The sequence below is a fragment of the Stieleria bergensis genome (assembly GCA_007745635.1).
Classification (GTDB): domain Bacteria; phylum Planctomycetota; class Planctomycetia; order Pirellulales; family Pirellulaceae; genus Stieleria; species Stieleria bergensis.
This window is the reverse complement of record CP036272.1, coordinates 1812014-1834278: the sequence shown is the minus strand read 5'-3', so window position 1 is coordinate 1834278 and position 22265 is coordinate 1812014. Positions and strand designations below refer to the sequence as shown.

Annotated in this window: 16 protein-coding genes and 1 pseudogene; 14 read left to right on the top strand and 3 right to left on the bottom strand. The window is 54.5% G+C overall.

The features are described 5' to 3' along the window. The first annotated feature begins 58 nt into the window (after window positions 1-58). From SV7mr_RS06200 to SV7mr_RS06170, 7 genes are all read left to right on the top strand, one after another. Complete coding sequence (locus tag SV7mr_RS06200; protein ID WP_145270194.1) at window positions 59-2023, top strand: hypothetical protein; 1965 nt, start codon at window positions 59-61, stop codon at window positions 2021-2023. A gap of 9 nt (window positions 2024-2032) precedes the next feature. Beyond that, window positions 2033-3895, top strand: a complete 1863-nt coding sequence (locus SV7mr_RS06195; RefSeq protein WP_419188164.1) for a P-loop NTPase family protein — start codon at window positions 2033-2035, stop codon at window positions 3893-3895. Between the two features lie 124 nt (window positions 3896-4019). Further along, window positions 4020-4760 (top strand): MotA/TolQ/ExbB proton channel family protein, encoded by a 741-nt coding sequence (locus SV7mr_RS06190; RefSeq protein WP_145270192.1) that lies wholly within the window; start codon window positions 4020-4022, stop codon window positions 4758-4760. A gap of 188 nt (window positions 4761-4948) precedes the next feature. Further along, the gene (locus tag SV7mr_RS06185; RefSeq protein WP_145270190.1) at window positions 4949-6727 is read left to right on the top strand and encodes an ABC-F family ATP-binding cassette domain-containing protein; all 1779 of its coding nucleotides are present in this window, start codon (window positions 4949-4951) and stop codon (window positions 6725-6727) included. A 35-nt stretch (window positions 6728-6762) separates the two neighbouring features. Continuing rightward, entirely contained in the window at window positions 6763-6960 is a 198-nt protein-coding gene (locus tag SV7mr_RS06180; RefSeq protein WP_145270188.1) for a hypothetical protein, read from the top strand. A gap of 69 nt (window positions 6961-7029) precedes the next feature. Continuing rightward, window positions 7030-8415, top strand: a complete 1386-nt coding sequence (locus SV7mr_RS06175; protein WP_145270186.1) for an AAA family ATPase — start codon at window positions 7030-7032, stop codon at window positions 8413-8415. Beyond that, the gene (locus tag SV7mr_RS06170) at window positions 8412-9683 is read left to right on the top strand and encodes a tetratricopeptide repeat protein (RefSeq protein ID WP_145270184.1); all 1272 of its coding nucleotides are present in this window, start codon (window positions 8412-8414) and stop codon (window positions 9681-9683) included. Before SV7mr_RS06175 ends, SV7mr_RS06170 begins: the two co-directional genes overlap by 4 nt. Window positions 9684-9777: 94 nt before the next feature. Here the strand turns inward: SV7mr_RS06170 and SV7mr_RS06165 are convergent, their stop codons facing one another. Further along, the gene (locus tag SV7mr_RS06165) at window positions 9778-11277 is read right to left on the bottom strand and encodes an arylsulfatase (RefSeq protein WP_145270182.1); all 1500 of its coding nucleotides are present in this window, start codon (window positions 11275-11277) and stop codon (window positions 9778-9780) included. A gap of 104 nt (window positions 11278-11381) precedes the next feature. After that, a complete protein-coding gene (locus SV7mr_RS06160; RefSeq protein WP_419188163.1) occupies window positions 11382-13094 on the bottom strand; it encodes a sulfatase family protein in 1713 nt (570 codons plus the stop codon). A 276-nt stretch (window positions 13095-13370) separates the two neighbouring features. Here SV7mr_RS06160 and SV7mr_RS06155 point away from each other — a divergent pair, with 276 nt between their 5' ends. Continuing rightward, window positions 13371-14465, top strand: a complete 1095-nt coding sequence (locus SV7mr_RS06155) for a sialate O-acetylesterase (protein WP_145270177.1) — start codon at window positions 13371-13373, stop codon at window positions 14463-14465. Window positions 14466-14478: 13 nt separating this feature from the next. Here the strand turns inward: SV7mr_RS06155 and SV7mr_RS06150 are convergent, their stop codons facing one another. Next, window positions 14479-15954 carry a sigma-54-dependent transcriptional regulator gene (locus SV7mr_RS06150; protein ID WP_145278112.1) on the bottom strand — a complete coding sequence of 492 codons (1476 nt, stop codon included), beginning with the start codon at window positions 15952-15954 and terminating at the stop codon, window positions 14479-14481. Window positions 15955-16529: 575 nt separating this feature from the next. Here SV7mr_RS06150 and SV7mr_RS06145 point away from each other — a divergent pair. The 6 genes and pseudogenes from SV7mr_RS06145 to SV7mr_RS25120 all read left to right on the top strand — a co-directional run bounded on the left by SV7mr_RS06145 (window position 16530) and on the right by SV7mr_RS25120 (window position 22247). Beyond that, window positions 16530-17171: a response regulator transcription factor gene (locus SV7mr_RS06145; protein WP_145270175.1), complete on the top strand. Its 642-nt coding sequence runs from the start codon at window positions 16530-16532 to the stop codon at window positions 17169-17171. A 745-nt stretch (window positions 17172-17916) separates the two neighbouring features. Further along, window positions 17917-18863 (top strand): annotated as a pseudogene (locus tag SV7mr_RS06140) (NAD(P)/FAD-dependent oxidoreductase); the annotation flags it as partial. Window positions 18864-18956: 93 nt separating this feature from the next. Then, a complete protein-coding gene (locus tag SV7mr_RS06135; RefSeq protein ID WP_419188452.1) occupies window positions 18957-20045 on the top strand; it encodes a nitrite/sulfite reductase domain-containing protein in 1089 nt (362 codons plus the stop codon). 2 nt (window positions 20046-20047) lie between these two features. Further along, complete coding sequence (locus tag SV7mr_RS06130; protein ID WP_419188162.1) at window positions 20048-21553, top strand: cytochrome c3 family protein; 1506 nt, start codon at window positions 20048-20050, stop codon at window positions 21551-21553. Between the two features lie 64 nt (window positions 21554-21617). Then, a complete protein-coding gene (locus SV7mr_RS25125; protein ID WP_419188161.1) occupies window positions 21618-21875 on the top strand; it encodes a hypothetical protein in 258 nt (85 codons plus the stop codon). A 36-nt stretch (window positions 21876-21911) separates the two neighbouring features. After that, the gene (locus SV7mr_RS25120; protein WP_419188160.1) at window positions 21912-22247 is read left to right on the top strand and encodes a Tll0287-like domain-containing protein; all 336 of its coding nucleotides are present in this window, start codon (window positions 21912-21914) and stop codon (window positions 22245-22247) included. The last annotated feature ends 18 nt before the right edge of the window (window positions 22248-22265 follow it).

The window sequence follows — 22265 nt, the reverse complement described above, 5'->3', positions numbered from 1 at the left end:
ATTTCCAAAACCGCGCCATGAAAGCTTTTTAAACGGGCTCAAACGGATTGACTCCGAATTGGCTGAAGGAGTTGTAGCACTCGGTCGTCAAGTTTCGCAGGCCGCTCGATTGGCGGAGTTTCCGACCTTGGCGGTCGCTGGAATGCTCAACGGTGGCAAGACAAGCCTGATCGCCAGCTTGCTAAGCCCCGCAGGCCGAGCTCGCGCATTGCGTGGTGAATCCAACGACCAGGGCACACACCGCTTCGTCCTCTGGCTGCCCGACTCTTGGAAAGCCGATGCACCGCTCTGGGAACTGTTGCTCAAAGACTTGAGCGACGCGATTGGGCATCAAGCGGAATTGCTGTCCGACGATCCCGAATCCGCGCACCAGCAATACAGCAATCAAGCCGGAGAACCAGCGCTACTGGGCATCCCCTTGGTCGCTACCGACGCCGCGCTCGACGATCTAGGCATTGGACTACTGGACTGCCCAGACATTGTTTCAGATGAAATCTTTGGCGTTGGCTCCCCTGAACAGCGACGGCAGCTGCTGGGAAAAGTGTCAACATTCTGCAGCGCGTTCCTTGTGGTTTCAACGCCAGGCATGGCGCGTGATCGAGCACTGGGCGACATCCTGGAAACGGTGTCAGACCTCATGCCGGGCACCGAAAGGCTGTTGGCGGTGAACAAGATTCGCCCACGTCAAAATCCCGACGACGTGCTCTCAGCTTTTGAACCACAATGCAATCGCTATGGAATCAAACGCATCTTCGGTGCCTACGATTACGAGATTCCTAAGTGTGGGCCCTACATTCCTAAACAAGTCGTCGACGGCGAGCAACTGATCGAGTTACCGCACGACGAAGCGGATCCGTTGCCGGTCTTCTTCGCACTCTCTCCCGACCCAGAACAAAATCCACCAGCCCAAATCACCCGCGACCGATTGCTCTCTCAATTAGCCAAAGACCTTGATAGCCCGGCGTCCTCTGCAAGGTTCTTAGCTGGTCGCAACCAAGCGCTGTCCAGGGCGATTTGGGATCAGGCCATTCCACTGTTGAAACAGCACGCTCAGGCCTCCTGCGAAAAGTCACAGCGCGCCCAGCAGACGCTGCTGGAGACGACCGTCGCTTGCTTTACCAAACGAGACGCGCAAGGACAAATCACCGAACTTCGCTTGCATCAAAGCGATCAAGTCGTGCAGCAACTGGCGGTTGCGTTCACGCGAACTGCTCCCTGGTATGCGCGACTGAGCGTTCGCATGAACACGATGATTCAAGGACAAGCCAAGAAAGCCGGCGATAAGATTCGCAAGTTCGTACCAACGGTCTTAGCGGAAAGTTATGCCGAGTCCATTAAGAGCAAATTCACGAGCCAAAAAGTCGGCAGCGTTGTGGACGTCACCGCACTCGCCTCCTCCATTGGCCGCTATGGCGGTGATTTGACACTCCCTCACTGGTTTCCACAACCCACCGGCGCCTCCCTGAAACAACACTGGCAGCTGATGTTGGAACAGTGGTTGGAAGCGTTTGCCAACGTGGACCAAGTGCAAATCGACTCCGACGCGCTGGACTCTGTTGCCAAAGAAATGTGGCATCAATTGCCCAGCCACCGAAAACTGGCTGCTGGCTTGACTCCGTTGGCCGCATTGATGGCGACCTTTGGAAGCGTGCTGATGATCGGCGTGGACTTCGGAGCCACTTTCATTGCACAGGCTTCGATCGTTGAACTCATGGCTGCTGCGGGGCTCACCGCGTTTTCGACGTATTGGTCCGGAGGCAAAGCGGCTCAGCAATTGAACAATCAGGTTGCCATCAAGCAGATGTCGATCTTTTACTTGGTCGCCTGCCATCACGTGGGAATTGAATCAGGCGATCCATTACCCAACATTGAGTTCAAGAATCAAACGCTTGCGTTCAGCAACCCTCACTTGGAACTGGAACCTCTTCCCGGCCAATGGCCTCAACTTCCCGTTCACGAGTATCGCCCTGAGTTTGAAAAAGACCTGCGCAACATCATTGCCCCCAGCAACACTCAGGGATAATCTTTGAACATGTCAGTGACCGATCCCAAGGCTAACCGACCAGCAATCGGCCACGATGAAGCGTTTCATCATCGTGTTCGCCGCGCTGCGCAAGCGGTGCTGGGCAACAGCTCGACCGGGCAAAACATCATACGTCTATGCGATCAGCACGAGCGCTCGCTGTCTCTGCTGATGCAAGATCGCGCTGCCGGTGCGATGGTCCTGGGTGTGGTGGGAGCAACCGGGCAGGGCAAGTCCTGGCTCGTTCGTCAATTGATTCGCAAGTCACCATCGGCCAATCAGATTCGATCGGGTGACAACATTGACCAAAACACTGAAAAGCTGGTGTGGGTGGGCCCCCAGCCGCCGGCTGACATTGATTCTCGCTATGAAGAATACCTGCCAGTTGCAACCTCGCAGATGGAACCGGCCGATTCACCTTACCTGCTGCTCGACGCTCCCGGGGCAACAGACCAGCGAGCCGCGATCGCCGAGGTTTCGCGACGCGCCCTGATGCTAGCTTCGGCAATCCTTTTGGTCGTGCGCAGAGACCAGATCCGTGGCCAAACCCCTGGTATCTTAGTTGCGGCAAGTGAAGGCACGATCGTCATTCCCGTGATCAACACGGTCCGCAGCACGGACCAATCACTCCAGGAGGACACCGAGCGGTTCCTGGACAATCTGCGTGGCACAGCCCCACAAAGCATCATTGCCAAGCCACTGCTGGTTGAAGACTTTGATGTCACCGGGCAGTCCAGCGAAGTGGTCGGACAGCAGGTGTCCAGAGAATTGATGCGGCAACTTTCCGACCTGCTTGAACAGCACCCCGATTCCGATCGTCGTCTCGGTTCACGAAAGGTTGCACTCGAAGAACGCTTTCGTTCCGCTCTTCAAAGCTTGCTCGTCGATCAGTTACCAGGCCTCACCTTTGCGGTCAATCATCTCAACCAAGAGGCCTGCAAGCTACCGGGTGAAGTCGCGGAGACACTTGTTGGTGGCGATGGGCCAATCATTGCCGCCGTTCGGAATCGGCTGCGTTTAAAACTGCTCGCTCAGACCAGTGCTCTCTGGTTTCCCTATCGATCGATCTTGGGTTCACTCAACCTGACACACGGCATCTGGGACCGCGTATTGATGTCACTTTCTGGTTCGCTCCCTTCGCTGGTAAGCAGTGTCTGGGCCACGACACAAGGCATCTTGGCAAAGCGTGACGCAGATGCACAAGTCCGAGAGGGGCTCAAACGACGCAGTGCTGCCGCAGTCACCGACCGCCTAGGGCCGCTAGCAGCCAGGTTTCGAGAAGAACTAGCGATGCTGCGCCAATACCAGACAAGCGAAGTTGATTCGGCAGTTTCACCGACATCCAGTGATTCGGGTGCATCAAGAGCAGAGGGGGCGCCCGTCGCGACGCTCGCCGGTGTTGATGCCTTGCAAGAACGATCCCAAGAAATCTTCGAGCGGGCGATAGACCATCACGGCATCTCGCGACGCTTCGCCTCCATCACGGCACTCCTTGGAACTGTCCCCTTTTGGTTATTGCTAGCCGGCCCCCTGCTAGCAATGTATGCGAACTACCTGGAAGCCTGTTACCAGACCATTGGCGGTCTGGCCGGACAACAGACAGCGCCAACCAGCCTTGGCAGTCTAGTGGACCGCTTTCCCAACCCTTTCACATGCGTCCTACTCTCGCTGCCACCAACGGCCATCATTGCGATGGTGTCGCTGTCCATTTCGCAGTCCAATCGCCGCAGTCGCAGCACGCAAGCGGAGATTCGCGAGGGACATGCACAGGCGATCGACGAACTCCAGCAAGCCGGTATTCTGCGGCTGCGCTGGAACGATCCCTTGCTAACTGAAGCCGAATTTCTGGTTTCGGCAGGAAATGGAAACTAAGTCCATTGCCCGAGCGAGCGGCATCCCGTCTGCGGGGTGGCAATTTGCGACCAAATCGACGAAACTAGTGGCGCTGCGACGGCAGTTTCATCGCTTCTCGATCACAGACTGATGCTTCCAAAACATGATGCTGCTCCCTCAACTTAGCAATCTGCTGTTTCTTGCCCAGGAAACCAGCGCACCGGCAGAGGACACCAACGCCACCGAAACGACGGGGCTGTTGGATGTGATTCTAAGTGGCGGCATTACCGGGGCGCTCATTCTGGTTGTCCTTCTGGCGCTGAGCTTCTTGGCAGCCTACCTGGTCTTTGATCAAGTGATGACACTGCGCCGTCAAGAGATCCTTCCTGACGGGCTCAGCGAAGCCGTCCGCCAAGCACTGCTTACGGGAAATTTGGCTGACGCGGACGCGGCCTGTCGTCGGAAACCGAGTGTGCTTGGCGTGGTCTTGCTTTCTGGGCTGACCGAAATCGACTACGGTTGGCGTGAAGTCGAAAAGGCCACTGAGGATGCGTTGGCGGAGCAAAGCGCTCGCTTGATGCGAAGGATCGAATACCTTTCGGTGATCGGCAACATCGCACCGATGGTTGGTCTCCTGGGAACAGTGACGGGGATGATTTTTGCCTTCCAGCAAGTCGCTGCGACCAGCGGTGCGGCGGGAGCAGGTGACTTGGCTGAAGGCATCTATCAAGCGTTGGTGACCACGGTGGGCGGTTTGATTGTGGCCATTCCTTCCCTCGCAGCCTATGCCGTCAGTCGCAATCGAGTTGACACGCTGATCGCTGATGTCGCTTATCAAGCACAGCATGCCCTGATCCCCATCAAGCGCAGGCCAAGTGCTCCACCGGCTGCGCGGCGAAAATAGACGCTCACCGTCGGTCGTCCATTGACCAGCAGCAGGGACCGCTTCTTGGTCTCAATCAGGCCCGCCTACCGGATCCACGGCGTTTGGAGACACGTTGAAAAAGCATCGCGGATCGACGTGTTTTTGATTTCTTGCTACGCTATCGGTGACAAATCTCTTGCCTCCAATTGTTGATTTCCCTGCGTCCCATGCCAGTCCTGATCCAAGTTCGAGATGCCCACAAACGCTACGGCGACCAAATCCTGCTTGATGGAGCAGAAGTCTCCCTGGTGGACAATCAAAAGGTTGGCTTCATTGGACGAAATGGAGCTGGGAAAAGCACGTTTTTGAAGGCAATCCTGGGTGATGAGGAACTGGAAAAAGGTGAAGTCACTCATCACCCCAGCCTCCGCGTGGGGTACCTCCGGCAGCACGATCCGTTCCAGCCTGGCGAATCAGCTCTAGATTTCCTGATGCGAGAAAGCGGCCAGCCCGATTGGAAATGCGGCGAAGTCGCTGGCCAATTCGAACTGAAGGGAGACTATCTGGAAGGTCCGGTCAAGTCGCTCTCTGGCGGATGGCAGACGCGAGTCAAACTGGCCGGTTTGTTGCTGAACGATCCCAACTTGTTGATGCTTGACGAGCCGACCAACTTCCTGGATCTCCGCACGCAGATCTTACTGGAACACTTTTTAAGAAACTTCAACAAAGCGGCACTGATCGTCAGCCACGATCGTGCGTTCTTGAAGGCGACTTGCTCGCAAACGCTTGAACTGGCCAAAGGCAAGCTCACCATGTTCAGTGGTCCGATCGATCGCTATTTAGAACATCGTGAAGAACGCCGCGAACATGATCGCCGCGTCAATGCCACCGTGGCTGCCAAACAGAAACAATTGCAGCGATTCATTGACAAAAACCGAGCCAACGCATCCACAGCCAGCCAGGCGCGCAGCAAGGCCAAACAGCTTGAGCGTTTGCAAACAGGTGAAGTCGATGTCGATGAACCGACCGTGCACATTCGCGCCCCCTTGGTCACCCCAAGACAGGGCACTCTCATGCGCTGCGACGGTTTATCGATCGGCTATCCGGACCACACCGTTGCATCGAACATTCAATTAGAAATCGAACATGGCCAACGAGCCGCAATCGTCGGGGACAACGGACAGGGTAAGACAACCCTGCTGCGGACACTCGTCGATTCCCTGACACCGATCGAAGGCAAACTCAAATGGGGACATGGAACTGAAATTGGCACCTATGCCCAGCACGTGTACACCAGTCTCGATCCACGTCGCACGGTTCTAGAACACCTCGAATACGAATCCAACGCCGAAACAACTCGCCAGGATTGCCTGGCAATGGCCGGCGCCTTGCTGTTTCGCGATTCTCACATCAACAAGAAAGTCGAAGTGCTCTCTGGTGGTGAACGAGCTCGCCTGTGCATGGCCGGCCTACTGCTAGGAACGGCAAATGTGCTGGTACTGGATGAACCGGGAAACCACTTGGACGTGGAAACCGTCGAAGCTCTTGCCGATGCGTTACACAATTACAAAGGCACAGTGATCTTTACGTCTCACGATCGACACTTCATGCAGCGGGTCGCGACCAATGTGATCGAAGTCCGCGATGGATCGGTCAAGAACTACTTTGGCAACTACGAAACTTACTTGCAAAGTATCGAGAGCGAAATTGACGAAGGTGAACGCCAACGTCAGAGCGCCAATGCGAAAGACAAACCGGCAGGCAAGGCTAGTGCCTCACAAAACGATCGCGGCGCGCACAAGCAGAATCGCAAAACAGAGAAGGAAATCAAGAATCTGGAAAAGAAGATTGCTCGATTAGACGACGAGAAAAAGTCGCTCAATGAGCAACTGATGTGCGAATCAGACCCCGACAAAGCGATGAAGTTGCACCAACAAATCACGGACATCACCAGTGAGTTGGAAACCGCCGAAGAACGCTGGCTAGAACTCAGCGACTTTAGCTAAATTCATTCACGTTATTGACTTCAAAGGCATTCCCAGTGAATACAACCGAGCGACTCTTTGCGCGATTTGAAACCAGCAAACCATCCTGGTGGCCGGTGATCGTTTTGTCTCTCATCGGTTCACTGGGAACCATCACTGCCGTGACGGCCCTGTCGCAAGTGCAACCACCTGAACCGGCGCAGACCAATGCTGCGCTAGACGACTCTGATCCGCAAGCGACTCCAGACGGGTAACTGGCGAACAAGTATGACGCCGCAGACGCCTTAACGCCTACCAACCGAATCTCTCCTTGCCGCCATCCCATGACTGACCCCAATCAAATCGCTCTCAATGCATTGCGTCAAGCCGTTGAAATGGCACCTGGCAATATTGAATTAGTTGATCACTTGGCCAAAACGCTGGTGCAGCTCCGTCACTTTGATCAGGCCGTCGACGTTTATCGCGACGGTCTCTCGCACAGTGCCGGAAACCTTACCCTGCAACTTGGGCTCGCCGACGCATATCGTCTCAGCCAACGCCACTCGCATGCGCTGGCCATCATGGAAACCATCATCGAATCTGGCCAGGCGAATGCAGAGGCACACCTGTTGTACTGCAAGGTGCTGCAATCCGAAGGCGAACATCGTCAAGCCATCGACCATTACAAGAAAGCCGTTGACACCGATCCGGATCTTGCTGACCCCGCACTGGAAAGCTTACTTGGATTGACCTTCGAACCTGACGATCAGCAAGAGGCACCGCGTCCGATGCGAGCCGGTTGGTCACAAGGTGGCGAAATGATGGAAGAGCTCGGCGAGGGCGAAGAAGAGGATTCAATCGTCGAACTTGAAAAGCCTGGCATCAAATTCGATGACGTGGGTGGGATGAATCAAGTCAAAGAAGACATCCGCGTCAAAATCATTTATCCACTTCAACACGCGGACATGTTTGCAGCCTATGGCAAGAAAGTCGGTGGTGGCATTTTGATGTACGGACCACCTGGATGCGGCAAAACGATGCTCGCCAGAGCCACTGCAGGAGAGGTTGAGGCCAACTTCATCAGCGTTGGGATTAGCGATGTCCTGGACATGTGGATGGGGAATAGTGAAAAGAACCTGGCCAAGCTTTTCCAAAAAGCGCGTTCCAATCAACCCTGCGTGATGTTCTTTGATGAAGTGGACGCGTTGGGGGCCAGTCGATCCGACATGCGACGCAGTGCGGGTCGCCATTTGATCAACCAGTTTCTATCAGAACTGGACGGGGTCCAAGCGGATAACGAAGGCGTCCTGTTTTTGGCTGCGACCAACGCGCCTTGGCACCTGGACAGCGCCTTTCGTCGGCCCGGAAGATTTGAACGCATCGTCTTCGTACCGCCACCGGACAAAGAGGCTCGTGTGGAGATTTTCAAGATCGCGTTGATCGGCAAACCGACCGAAAAGATCAACTTCGAAAAACTAGCGGCCAAGACGGACGACTTTTCTGGAGCCGATATCACGGCGGTGATCAACAGCGCCGTGGAAGCCAAACTGCACGAGGCCGTGAAAACCGGATTGCCCAAGCCAATCACCACCGGCGATCTCATGGCGGCAATCAAGAGCAATCGCCCCAGCACCGGGGAATGGTTTTCCACCGCTCGAAATCACGCCCTGTACTCCAATGAAGGCGGCGCGTACGACCCAATCTTGGACTATCTGAAAATCAAACGATGAACAGTCAATACAGCCGCATCGAACTGCTGCTTTCTCAGGGGCGTCATGAATTGGCTGAGCGTGAAACCCGCCAGTTACTGGGCCAGGATCCCGATGACGCCTTAGCGCACAGCTTACTGTCGATCTGCATCGCCAATGATGCCAATCGCCAAGATGAAGCAACGCGAGAAGCCCAAATGGCAGTCGCCATCGAGCCTGATTCGGCGTTCAGCCACTATGTACTGAGCCAAGTGCTGGCCAATGCCAATCAGCTGACCGAAGCGTATCGGTCGATTCAGGAAGCGATTAGTTTGGATCCCTACGATGCAGACTACTTTGCCCATGCCTCCATGATTCGGCTGCAGCAACGCAACTGGGAAGACTCCCTCAAGCATGCCGAGCAGGGACTGTCGATCAACCCGGAATGCAACGATTGCAATAACCTACGAACCATCGCACTTGAACGTCTTGGGCGCACGGGCGACGCCGTCGTCTCGGCAGAAGAGAATCTCAAGAATGCGCCAGACAACTCCTACGCTCATTCAGCGCATGGCTACGCGTTGCTAAATGACGGCAAGCACCGTGAAGCTCAGGTTGCCTTTCGCGAAGCGCTTCGATTGGATCCCAACAATCCAATGGCTCGCAGCGGAATGATGGATGCCATCAGCAGCAAGAACGTCCTGTTTCGAATGATGAACCGTTACGAACGCTGGATGAGTCGGCTAGCGATCAAATATCAATTCGCTTTGATCGTAGGAGCCTGGCTGCTGATCCAGGTGCTTGCCCGCGTGGAATCTCAGCAGCCTTGGATCGGGCCCTTGATCCCGGTGATCATCATGGCCTACATCTGCTTTGCAGTGCTCACGTGGACCAGTGACTCAATCTTCAATACGCTGCTCAGGTTTCATTCCTTTGGTCGGCATTTGCTGATTCCCAAACAGATCTGGCGTTCAAACCTGATTGCTTCATTTCTGATCAGTGGCCTCAGTGGCATCCTTTACTGCGGAGCCATGGGACTGTGGGGAATGATTCCCGGAGTCTTCTTCTACTGGACGCTGCTTTGCGTGCCGGTGACGATGGCATTTGGCATGCCCACAATCAACCAGAGTTTATTGATTGCCACGATTGGACTGGGCGTTGCTCTGCTGCCAGTTTATGGAGTCATCAACTACACCTTGATGGGCGGCACGCCAGCATTTTTTGTCCAGACCTTCAACCTATTCACCTGGGGCATCATCCTGATGCAGGTGCTCGGCGGATCGCTGGTCGCCAAAAGTGCCCGCGGGTAGCGGCGGAATGTTGCCGCTTGCCAGGCAGGACCACCGACGCTTCGATGAGCGCGGTGCTGCTGTTAAGCGGCAGCACGTCACTTGATCTGGGGTGTTATTCCAGTGGAAGTGGCTTCCAGTCTGGAATGCCCTGTGCCGCCATTTGCTTTTCGTAGCGAACCGCCTGGGGTTGCTGCTTGGCATAGGCAGCATCTTCATTGACCATCAAGGGCAGCGTTTCCTGCCACCACTTGTCATAGCTCCTTCGCAACTTGGCAACCACCTCCGGATGCTGATCGATCACGTTCACTTTCTCATACGGATCGTTCACGATGTCATACAGCTCGCGATTGTTCACGAATCGCCAACGCTGAGTACGGACGGCGCAGTTTTTGAATTTACTGCCGTTGGGGTCAGCGCCCTTTTCCCAGCGACCTTGATGCACGAACAGTTCGCGATCGGCCCAATCAGCCTTGGCGTCCTGTAACAAAGGCAGCAAAGAACGACCATCAATGGATTGAATCCCAGCTGGGATTTCAACGTCCGCTAAATCACAAAAGGTCTTGTACAGATCGATGTGAGCGGTCAGGCCATTGATATCGACGCCTTCATCAAGGACACCTTTCCAGCGCCAAAACGCCGGGACGTGGGTGCCACCTTCATAGGGAGAACCTTTGCCAGTCTTAAAGCCGGCCGTGTAAACATCGGTTCGTTTTCCATTCAGTTTGCCGCTACGCGACGCTTGGCCATTGTCTGTCATGAAGATCACCAGGGTGTTGTCCCACATCTTCCAATCATCCAGCTTGTTCATCAACAAGCCAAAGTTATCGTCGATGTTCTCCAGCATTCCATAACGACCTTGCGTGTTGCCGTCCCAGCCCATTTCGGCAAAGCGTTGTTTGTATTTCTCTGGGGCCAACATCGGACCATGTGGTGCATTGGTTGAAATGTAGGCGAAAAACGGCTTGTCCTCGTCGTGCTGCTTTTTCACCCAACCGAGTGCCGCCTGGAAAAACACATCCGTGCAAAAGCCTTTCGTTTGCACGATAGTGTCGTTATGCAAGATCACGTTATCAAAGTAACGCCCGTCGCGCTGGCGGTTCGGCGGAAAGTCGGCGCAACTCCCAGGGTAAGACTGCCCAATGCCACCGGCGCCGTGAATAAAGGTTTCTGTGAATCCACGACTGTAAGGTTGGTACGCGTCCTCATCTCCCAAATGCCACTTGCCAAAGATCCCGGTCTGGTAACCAGCTTTTTGCAATAGCTTTGTAAAGCTGGTCGTCGACAGCGCCATCCGCTCACGTTCTTTAATCGTGTGTGTGACACCGTTACGAAATTCATGCCGTCCACTGAAGATTGCGGATCGAGTGGGCGCACAGGTTGGACTGACATGGAACTCCGTAAACCGAGTCGATAGCTTGTAGAAGCGATCCAAGTTGGGAGTCCGCAAGACTTCGTTGCCCAAACAGGACAAATCACCCATCCCCTGATCATCCGTCATGACCAAGATAATATTGGGCCGCTTACCAGCCAAATCTTCAGCACAGGCAAACGGGCTGGCACTGAACAACAGCACTGCGATGGACAACGAGAACCAACGACACAAATAGCTCATGAGCAAGTCTCCAGAGGAGCGGCGGGGACGGAGGAGGGAAGGAAAGACAAAAAGAAACAACGCGTTGCAAACTCAATCGCGTGGTCACGCGAACGTAAACCGAATCACTTTCCTTGGTACGTGCGAATATTTCGCTTCCCCTCGGCAAGTTCACTCTGGCGACGTTTCAGGTACTGATGGGAGATCTGACGTGCCTTCTGGCGATCAGCGGCATCATAGTCCCAGAACTCTTGCACAACGGATTCACAATCAGGAAAGTGCGATCCGTCATCGCCAACGCGAGCACGCAACGCAGCGAGTCGCTGCTTCAACGTTTTGACCAAGCCCGCATGCTGAGGATCATGATACAGGTTTTTCGTTTCCGCAGGGTCGTTGACCAAGTCATACAACTCCCAGCCCGCTGGGGTCTGATAGCCGCCTTGATAATTGCAACCGTAGTAGTAAATCAGTTTGTGAGTCTTTGTCCGCAGGCCCATGTGTGCAGGGTTATCATGATGCGCCATGTGCATCCAGTAGCGGTAGTAAGCCTCTTGCTTCCAATCGGCAGGCTCATCGCCGGTTGCCAAGATTGGCATGAACGAGCGACCTTGGACGGTTTGAGGAATGCTGGCACCGACAAAATCCAACAGTGTGGGCGCGAAATCAACGTTCTCGATAACCGAGTCAATGGTTTGTCCAGCAGGAATCGACTTGGGGTAGCGCACCAAGAATGGCATCCGCATCGACTCGTCATACATCCAGCGTTTGTCTTGATAATCATGCTCGCCCAGCATGAATCCCTGATCGGCGGTGTAGACGATCAGCGTGTTGTCCAGCTGTCCGCTCTGCTCAAGGTATGCCAAAATCCGACCAAGATTATCATCGATGCCTTTCACACAGCGGAGGAATTTTTTCAAGTAAGCGTTGTAGGCAAGACGCGTGTTCTGTTCGTCAGAATAATTTTTAGCATCGTAGTTGGCTGGAAACTCGTTCGGATAGAGCTTCGGCAGATCCATTAAATAGGAACGCCTTGGATTGCGGTTCCCAATCGATGTACCGAGATGCGGAATCAATTCATCATCGGCACCGCGCGTCGCCAAGGACCCAAAACTCTCATTCAGTTCCCACAAGCTATCAGGCTCGGGAATCTTTACATCGGCCAAGTAAGATTCGTAGCGAGGAGCATTATCAAAGTAATCGTGAGGCGCTTTGAAATGATGCATCAAGAAAAAGGGCTTCTCCGGATCACGTTCCTCTTTAAGCCACTGCAGTGACAGGTCCGTGATCGCATCGGTCACATGTTTATCGGGGAATGCAATCAAGTTCTTCCCCCAAGGCTTGTCTCCACGAACACGAAACTCTGGGCCGTGATACTTGCCTTGACCGGGCAGCACGCAGTAATAGTCGAAGCTTGCCGGTTCGGCCTTCAAGTGCCACTTACCGATCATCGCCGTCTGGTAACCAGCCTGCTTCATTTGCAAAGCCAGCATTTGCTTCTCTGGTTCCACGCGTCCTGACAGATCGAAAGCACCGTTGGTGTGATCGTATTGTCCGGTCAGCACGCAAGCACGTGAGGGCGAGCAAATCGAATTGGTACAAAACGCATTCTTCAGGAGCGCACCTTCTTTGGCCAAGCGATCGATGTTCGGTGTGGGCGCAATCTTGGCAAAACGGCTTCCATAGGCGCTAATGCCGTGAGCCGCATGATCATCCGACATGATGTACAGGACATTAGGACGTTGCTTCTGAACTGCTGATTGTGCATTCAGTGAACCTGCTGCGGTCAACAGAGCAAGCAACAACATCAACGAGACGCGGCTAAATAAGATCGGTTTCATCGTTTTCATGAAAAGATTTGCGATGGTGTGACATCCAGCAACGGAGTGCTCGCACATCGAGGTTCGGACGAACGAATGTCGCGAAGATGTGCCGCTGGATCAATCCATCAGTATACCTGGGCAGATTGCTTGCTCGCCGACCTCCTGAGATTGCTGGGCCAGATTCTTTGGCGTTTTCCCCGTGGCCGACACAACCGATGTCGGATTGAGCATAAAATACGCTAACCCCGACTCCACAGATCCCGAGTCGCCTTCACGCCCTCCTTGCCCCACCGAATGATGATGCTGCAACGACACCTCTCCCGAACCCGCTTGCTCCTTGGCTCGCTTGCCCTGTTGGTCTTTCTGACCAGTCACTGCAACCTACTGACGAACCAAGCCTGTGCCCAAGACACCGTCCAGGTCTATATCCTTGCCGGCCAAAGTAATATGGAAGGCAAAGCCAAGAATAGCCTGTTCGACCACCAGGCCAGCGCACCGGAAACGAAAGAATTTTTTGCACACCTACGTGATGGTGAAAAGTGGCTGGAGATGGATGACGTGTTCATCAACTACTTGAACCGCAACGGTCACTTGACGTTGGGCTACGGCTCCCGAGATCGGACAGGAATTGAATACGAGTTCGGCTATCGCATGGGAAAACAGCACAAGGATCCCGTGCTGTTGATCAAGACCTGTTGGGGCGGGCATTCTCTCTACAAGAAGTTTCGCTCTCCATCCAACCCTGTCCCCGATTCTGTTTTGAAGCAGGATCTGGAACAACAAGTCAAGAATGTTCAGCGCAACAATGAAAAGAAGGACCGCAACGATCCCGCGCCGACCGCAGACGAAGTTCGTCAACAATACGGTGATTCATATCGCATGATGGTTGACGAAGTCACCAACACATTAAAAGAACTGGACACGCGCTTTCCCGAGTTGGCAGGCAAGAAAACAAACATCGCCGGTTTCGTATGGTTTCAAGGCTGGAACGATCAATACAACGGTGCCGAAACCGAGTACGATCATAACCTTCGAATGCTAGTCGATGACATTCGCAAAGAGTGGAAAAAGCCCAAACTGCCGGTTGTGATCGCCGTCATGGGTCAGAACATGTCCCAAGAAGCCAAGGGAGCGATGAAAGTGATCCAGGACGCTCAAATCGGCGTTGCAGAAAGCGACGAATACAAAGATAGCGTTCGTGCGGTGCGCACCGCTGTGTTGGTCGATAAAGCTGCCGAAGAACTGTATCCCAATTGGCGACAGAATTTCGAAAAGTGGGAAAAGACCGGATCGGATTTTGCGTATCACTACATGGGCAGCGCGATTTGGATGACGCGAATTGGCGGCCACTGTGCCGATGCAATGATCGAACTGGTTGGCAAAGACTGATCTGCAAACGCCACTAGTGGGCTTCATCCAGAGCGAATTGCAACCGTGGATCGTCCAGCCCCAAACGCTTCATTTTCTTGTAAAGCGTCGTGCGATTGATATCCAACGCATCGGCGGTTGCGGCGCGATTCCACTTAAAACGTCGCAGCGTGTGCAAAATGATCTCGCGTTCAGGACCTTCCAAGGCTTCACGCAAGGTTTTATTCGCAAAGCTGCTGGGGTTCAAACGGTTGCCGCTCTCTGGGCCAGCGGCTTGATTGGGCAACCCACCAGTAGCACCCTGCGTCTGGGAGATCGATCCAGTCCCGGGGCTGGCAATCGAGCTGGGAATCCCTTGAGGCAATGCTGCACTCAGCGGATCAGCCACAGTGCCCACAACCTCGGGCGGCAAGTCTTGCACCGTCAGCACTTTATCGCGTGACAACAGGACCGCACGTTCAACCACATTCTGCAATTGCCGAACGTTACCAGGCCAAGGATAGGCCTGCAGCAGCTGCATGGCTTCGTGATCGAATCCGTCAACGTCTCGGCCACTGGTCTCCGCAGCCGCGTGCAAAAAGCTGTCGCAAAGCAGCGGGATATCGCCAACACGTTCTCGCAGCGCGGGCAGAACGATGTTCACCACGTTGATGCGGTAGTAAAGGTCCTGACGAAACCGACCGTCGTTGACCGCCGCAGACAAATCTTCGTTGGTCGCCAAAATCACACGCGTGTCAACCGATTGTGTTTTCGTGCCACCGACCTGTTCAAACTCAAATTCCTGTAGCACACGCAACAATTTGACTTGCATGGCGGGGCTTGCTGTCCCGATTTCGTCCAGGAACAACGTGCCTCGATCGGCGAGATGAAATTTGCCGACCTTATCCGTTGCTGCTCCGGTAAAAGCACCTTTGACATGCCCAAACAGTTCGCTTTCCAATAGATTATCCGGCAGAGCACCACATGCGACTTCCACAAAAGGCTTTTGTCGCCGCGAACTACGCTGATGGATCGCTCGCGCGATCATGCTTTTCCCCGTCCCGTTTTCTCCTGTGATCAACACAGACGCTCGGGCATCAGCCACGCTGTCGATCACGTCGAATATCTTCAACATGCGATAGTCATGTGTCAGGACGTTCTCTAATCCGCTACGAACGTCCAAGCTTTGTCGTAGCCGTTGGTTCTCTTGTGCGATTTGCCGTTGTGACAGGCCGCGCTCAATCGCTAGCTGCAATTCAGCATCCAACACGGGCTTGGTCAATAAATCAAACGCGCCCGCTTCGATGGCTTCCACCGCAGTCTGTGGAGTTGCGTAGCCAGTCAATACCAGCACACACACATCGGGATACGCTTTGCGGACCTCTGAGATCAAATGAAACCCGTCGTCAGAACCTAGCCGCAAGTCCAATAGCAATAGATCAAAGTGACGAGCGGCCAGTTCAGTCCTGGCCTCTTCCAAGTTGCCAGCTGTCTGTACTTGATGCCCAAAGTCGCGCAGCCAATGACTCATCGACTGCACCAATTGCAGATCATCGTCCACTAACAGAATCGATGCAGGTTTAGCATTCACGAATCGCGACTCCTCACTCGGTCGACATGATCGGGCTCATGGCCTTTCTAAACGAAAGTGGGAACTCGATTCCTTCGTCGCCAGCGACCAACAAGAGCCTGCTGTGCTGGCAACGGTGCAAGGGCTGCCGAGTGCACGACTGGCGACGGAGATCACTGCCGCTAAGAACCTGCACGCAGAAATAACTTCTACGCGTTCTGGATGTTTAGAAAGGGCCGTAATGACGTCCAACCAAGCAATCTTGGCAAATGCTCCATTCAACGCTTGATGTGGCTAGTCACTCTTTGATGTAGGTCACGAATGTGCATGGTGCATAAAAACCACGACAGAAACCCCACAAGAGGGGATTCTGTCGGACATCCACACTAGCAATCTCCCTCAATTCGGGTGGATCGGATAGATAATTCTCGTAAGACTCCCCATATTTTGGTTCGTTCGGCGAAGCATCGCCAACCATCAGCGGTGGGAACGACTGCCCAAGCAGCCGATCTTGCCGTTTCAACTACGAGGGCAACATGTCATTTAAAACCATCGTCATCGATGACCACGAAGCAGCACGGCTGGGGCTTGCCGTTATGCTGGAAGGGTCATCCATCAATATTGCTGGATCGACGGCCAGTGCGGAAGAAGGATTAGCCACTCTCGAAACGGAAAAGTTTGACGCCGCACTCGTTGATGTCCAGATGAGCCAGACCGATGGCTTGGCACTGCTGACAAAACTCCGTGAGCTGCACCCCGAGTTACCCGTCATCTTTATCAGCGCTTACGATTACCCCATCTATATCGCCAGAGCAGTCGCCAATGGCGCACTGGGATACGTTCTAAAGAGCGATCCCATCGGTGATGTTGAAAAAGCCATCCAGCATGCGGTGGTTGAGAGCCTTCCTCACCCCGAGGGCCGACTGCATCGAATCAAACGCAAGATGACCGAATCAATCCCTGCCTCTGACCTGCCGGCTGAGTTCCCCATCACGCCGCGTGAGGCTCAGGTACTGCGTCACATTGCGTTTGGATTAAGCAACCGGGAAATTGCTGCTTCCCTGCGGATCAGCGTGGAAACCGTCAAAGAGCACGTCCAGAACATCTTGCGAAAGACGGGCGCCGCCGACCGGACGGATGTCGCGGTTCGAGCCGTTCGCCTGGGTTTCAACGACTGACCGATTTCTGCACACCCCGCCAGATGCTTCAGAAAGCCATGGACGCAGCCGCTCTCTCTTGAGCGACAGTGCCCCTTAGGCTGCGCGGGGAACGTTCTCCAACATCGATGAACTGATTCCGCTGCTGGCAACCTCGTGAAAGCGGCGAGTCGCCTATCGGTCTTCGCGGTGCTCAAACGTTCACTTGCTGAAACGGCTCGTCAAGCAGCCTCTGGTTCGCTGCTGAACCGCTGCAACTGATTCGGCGTATGCTCAGGCGACACAGCCTCCAGCTTCCCATCAGAAGCCAATCGGCATTGCGCACCGACCGCCACCAGTGCCATCCTAACACCCCCAGTCAATCGCCACATTCTTAGGCATGCAGTCTAACATTCGATCATCGCACCGTTCTCGTTGACCGCTAACCAAGTGTCTCATCGGAAAGGTTAATCCTGCGGTTAATGCGCGGTCAATCTACCCTTAGCCTTTCTCTAAGCCGCCGGCCGCTACCACTTCGATTTAGGCGTCAAGTTCAAGGCGGGTCGATCCTACACACCAGCGTGCAGATTGGCACGCAGCTCGCATTTCGAGTCCTGCACAGAAGCGTGCAGATTCATGCGCAGCATTCATTTTGATTCGCTGCTTCTGAGCTCATCAACGCGTCACAGGCGGACACGGTGTTCGACAACCGTGCTGGATCATTAATGACACTCCAGAGATGCAGGATCTCATTCCTGCTTGTGCCTCCTCCTCGTGCTTGTGATTAATGGCCACCACTCCGCCAGTTGATACCCAGTCAGTCAATGCAAGAGCCAAAGGCTCAGCGACAGCGACTCGACGCCCATCGGCAACAGTCGGTGGTAGGCAATTGGAGCACCAATCGGTCGTGTCTGCGCCCGAGCGACTGGTCGTCGTGGGCATGGGAATGGCAGCGCATGGTTTGTGCAAGCGTTTAAACCAGATCGATGCTCTCAAGCACTATCAGGTCACGGTCATCGGCAAAGAACCAACCATTGCCTATGACCGCGTGAATCTGTCCCAATTATTCACTGGACGCGCCCCCGAAGACTTGCTACTGGCCGACCAAGCGTGGTACGACGAACGCAAAATCGACGTCGTGACCTCGCGAACCATCCGTCAAATTGATTGTGACGAACAGACACTGACTGATGATCATGAACAGCAGTACGGTTACGACAAGCTAGTGATTGCAACCGGCTCTTCAGCCTTCGTTCCACCGATTGATGGCATCGATAGCCAGGGAGTCTTTGTCTATCGCACACTCAACGACCTTGCAGAGATCCGGCGGTACGTTGAAGAGCGGCGTGACAAGCAAAATCCCCTGTCGACGATGCGGGGCGGAGTGATCGGCGGAGGCTTGCTTGGCCTGGAGGCCGCTCAGGTGTTGCAACACTGGGTCTGGAGGTTGACATTTTCGAAATGGCTCCCGGCTTGATGCCTCGACAACTTGATGCTCGAGGTGCTGATCGACTCCGTGACTGGGTTGAGGAAACCGGTGCCAACGTTCACTTGGTACGACGAACGAAGGAGATTGAACGCACCGACGATGATCAATTGACGCTTTCGTTTCATAACGCATCGGCGCTGGAGGTTGACATCTTGATCGCTGCCACCGGCGTCCGCCCCAACGATCAGTTGGCTAAAGCTACTGGGCTGGCAACAGGGAGTCGCGGCGGATTTGCTGTGAACTCGAACCTGGAAACCTCCGCCCCGAATGTATTCGCCGTCGGGGAGTGTGTTAGTTTCCATGACCATCTTTACGGCCTAGCCGCACCGTGCTTTCGAATGGCAGATGTGCTTGCCGAGCGTTTAGCGGGGCGTGACGAACAGTTTCATGGGGCGGACGAGTCGGCTGAACTGAAGCTGCTGGGAGTCAACGTCATCACGATCGGAAAAACGCTGGGAGATTCGCCAGGCGTCATTCCATTGATTCACTTTGACGCCAGCGGCTATCGCAAACTGTTGCTGGAAAAAGGCCGAGTTGTTGGCGCGTCTTGTGTGGGGGAATGGTCTCAGCTGCACCAAGTTCGTCATGCGATTGAACATCAAACCATCCTCTGGCCTTGGCAGCGTTTGCGGTTCCAAAAGACTGGCGTTCCCTGGGCGATCGCAGAGAACCTGCCCGTGCACCAATGGCCACCTAGCAGCACGATCTTCAGCTGCCTTGGTATCAAGAAACAAGTGATCGAACAAACCATCGATCACTGCGGCGGAGCAGAGTCGCAACGGCTGGAGCAGGTGATCGAACGATGCCGAGCATCGACGGCCTGTGGCAGTTGTCGGCCCTTGGTTGCCGAACTGGTTGGTGCCCCCGCGTCAAAATCTGCCAGTCCAGGCAGCAAGACAATCCTGATCGCCAGTCTGATCGCGTTGCTGTTGGGCGTTGGCGTGTCGCTGCTACCGCCACTGGGATTCTCGTTGAGCGTCACCGACCAATGGCGAAACATCGACTGGCTGTGGAGAAACGACACCGCGCGCCAAATCACGGGCTTTAGCCTGTTAGCAGTCACCGTGATCGGCATGGTGTTTTCGATTCGCAAACGCAGTTCGAAGGTGCAATGGGGACACTACGGATACTGGAGAGCATTCCACTCAATCATGGGCACCTTGGCGCTGGTTTTCATGCTGGTTCATACCGGGGTGAAACTGGGCTCTAACCTAAATCTGATGCTTGGGGTTTGTTTTTGGATGACCGTATTACTTGGCGCAGGCGATGGAATCAGCAGCGGGCTGGAATCGAATCTCCCCGCCCATGTGGGACATCGCGTGCGAGGCTGGAGGACCAAATTGACGAAGCTTCATCACTGGGTCACTTGGCCACTCCCTGCATTGATTGGGCTGCATATCCTCAGCTTCTATTGGTTTAGCGATTGAAGATGAGCAACGACCTTTCCACTTCAGCCGAATTAGACAACGTCTCGCTGGATCCCGTCTCGATCGAAAACAAGAACTCCGATCGAAGCTGGCTGCGGACGTTCATGTACTGGGGCATTGTGAACGTCTGCCTGCTGGCGTTCTTCCTGTATGGCCTGTTGGCGCCAGCATCGGACATCAAGCAAGCCTTCCTGCCAGGTACGACAACACACGGTCACTATCAGATCGAACTTGATTGCAACGCCTGCCATCGTCCCGTTGCCAAGGGCAAGAAGCATTCAGCCAAGAACGTGATGCAGAACGCCTGCATCGACTGTCATGGCGATCAACTGAAAGCGGCACGTGATACTCACCCGGCTTCCAAATTCAACGACCCTACCAACGCAGATCGCCTCAAGATTCTGGATGCACGCAACTGCCTGACCTGTCACCAAGAACATGTTCCAGACCGGACGCTTGCGATGGGACTGACAGTTCCCACGGACTACTGCTGGCATTGCCATCAGGACGTGGGAGATTCGCGGCCCAGCCACGTCGGCATGGCCTTCAATAGCTGTGCCACATCCGGTTGCCACAACTACCACGACAATCGAGCACTTTACGAAAAGTTCCTTGAAGACCACTACGGTGAACCAGACCACCATTCGATGCAGATCCTTCCACTGACATCTTCGATGGTCAAGAGGCTGGCGCGTTATCAGAATGAGGAAGGGCAGGAGACAGATGACGGAGAAGCCAGAAAACCTTTATCGCTGGCCGATGCCGATGCCCCCCAATCGCTACTGGGCGATGAGCAGCGACTGACCGATTGGGCAACGACAGCGCACGCTCAAGCGGGCGTCAACTGCAGCCACTGCCATCAAGTTGGCAGCGAGGGACAGAAGGCAGCGATCTGGCAAGATGCTGTGGCGTTGGAAACCTGTCAGCAATGTCACCAGCAAGCAGCCAATAGTTTTCTCAAAGGCAAGCATGGCAGGAAGCTGGCGTCCGGCCTGCCTGCCATGACGCCCGCCCAAGCCAGGTTGCCAATGCATCAGAGTGCGGCTCATCAACAACTCTCCTGCAACGCCTGCCATCAGGGTCACCGATTTGATCGGCAGTACGCAGCGGTCGATGCCTGCTTGAAATGCCACGCGGATTCGCATTCAACGGCCTATCTGGATTCTCCACATGCTCAGCTCTGGGCGGCGGAGATCAGTGGCCAGGGCCAGGTGGGATCAGGCGTCAGCTGCGCGAGCTGCCATTTACCTCGCTTGGCCGACGGCAAAGAGGTTTGGGTCAACCACGATCAAAACAGCAATCTACGCCCCAACGAAAGCATGGCTCGGGAAGTCTGCCTTCATTGTCACTCCTTGGAATACTCACTGAGCAGCCTAGCGGAAACGGATTCCGTGCCAAGCTGTTTTGCCAACCCTCCATCAGCGCGCGTCGAAAGTGTCCAAATGGCGCGCGACTGGTTTGTCGAAAAGGAACAGCAACGCAGGCGGCGTCGCAAAGGTTCCCAATAAACGGTTTTGCCCAACGGGGGCGAATCACTCTTCACTCCCTCGCATTTCATGCAAGGCATTCATCATGAATCGGAATCTCTCCAAACGAACCGCCACCCTCGCTTGCAGCCTTGCAGCGACTGCCTGCGTTAGCATCACCGCGTTGATCTCCAGCGGCTGTGGCTCGTCAGAAGCCAGCAGTACACCAGCGGGCTCAATCACTCCTCAGCAATTTGCAGATGGGGTGCACGCTGTGATGATGGCAGACCGGACGGTTTACGCCAAACACGTTGTCACCAACTTGAAGAAACAAGACGCTCCCGTCACCGCCTTTGAGTACTGATAAACCACCGACAACTCCATCCCGCTGCCCGCGCAAATGTTTCGCATGGGGGCCGCTCTGGTCGACGAAAACGAAGAAGCTGGCTTCGCGTACTCTCTTCGCAGCAAGTGGCCCCTGAACGAACAGAACAAACCACGCAGCGATTTTGAAGTCGAAGCCTTGGACTTCCTGGAAGCCAATCCCGGCGAAAACTTTTACGGCGAAGAAGAACTTGGTGGCGATAAATACTTCGTCGCAGCGTATCCAGACCGCGCGGTCCCCGAAGCCTGCTGGACCTGCCACAACGAGCATAGCAACCGCGGCGAAGACTATCCTGAATTCAAAAAGGATGACGTCATGGGCGCCGTTGTCGTTCGTATTCCTCTGCAATAATCACCGGCCAGGTTCATC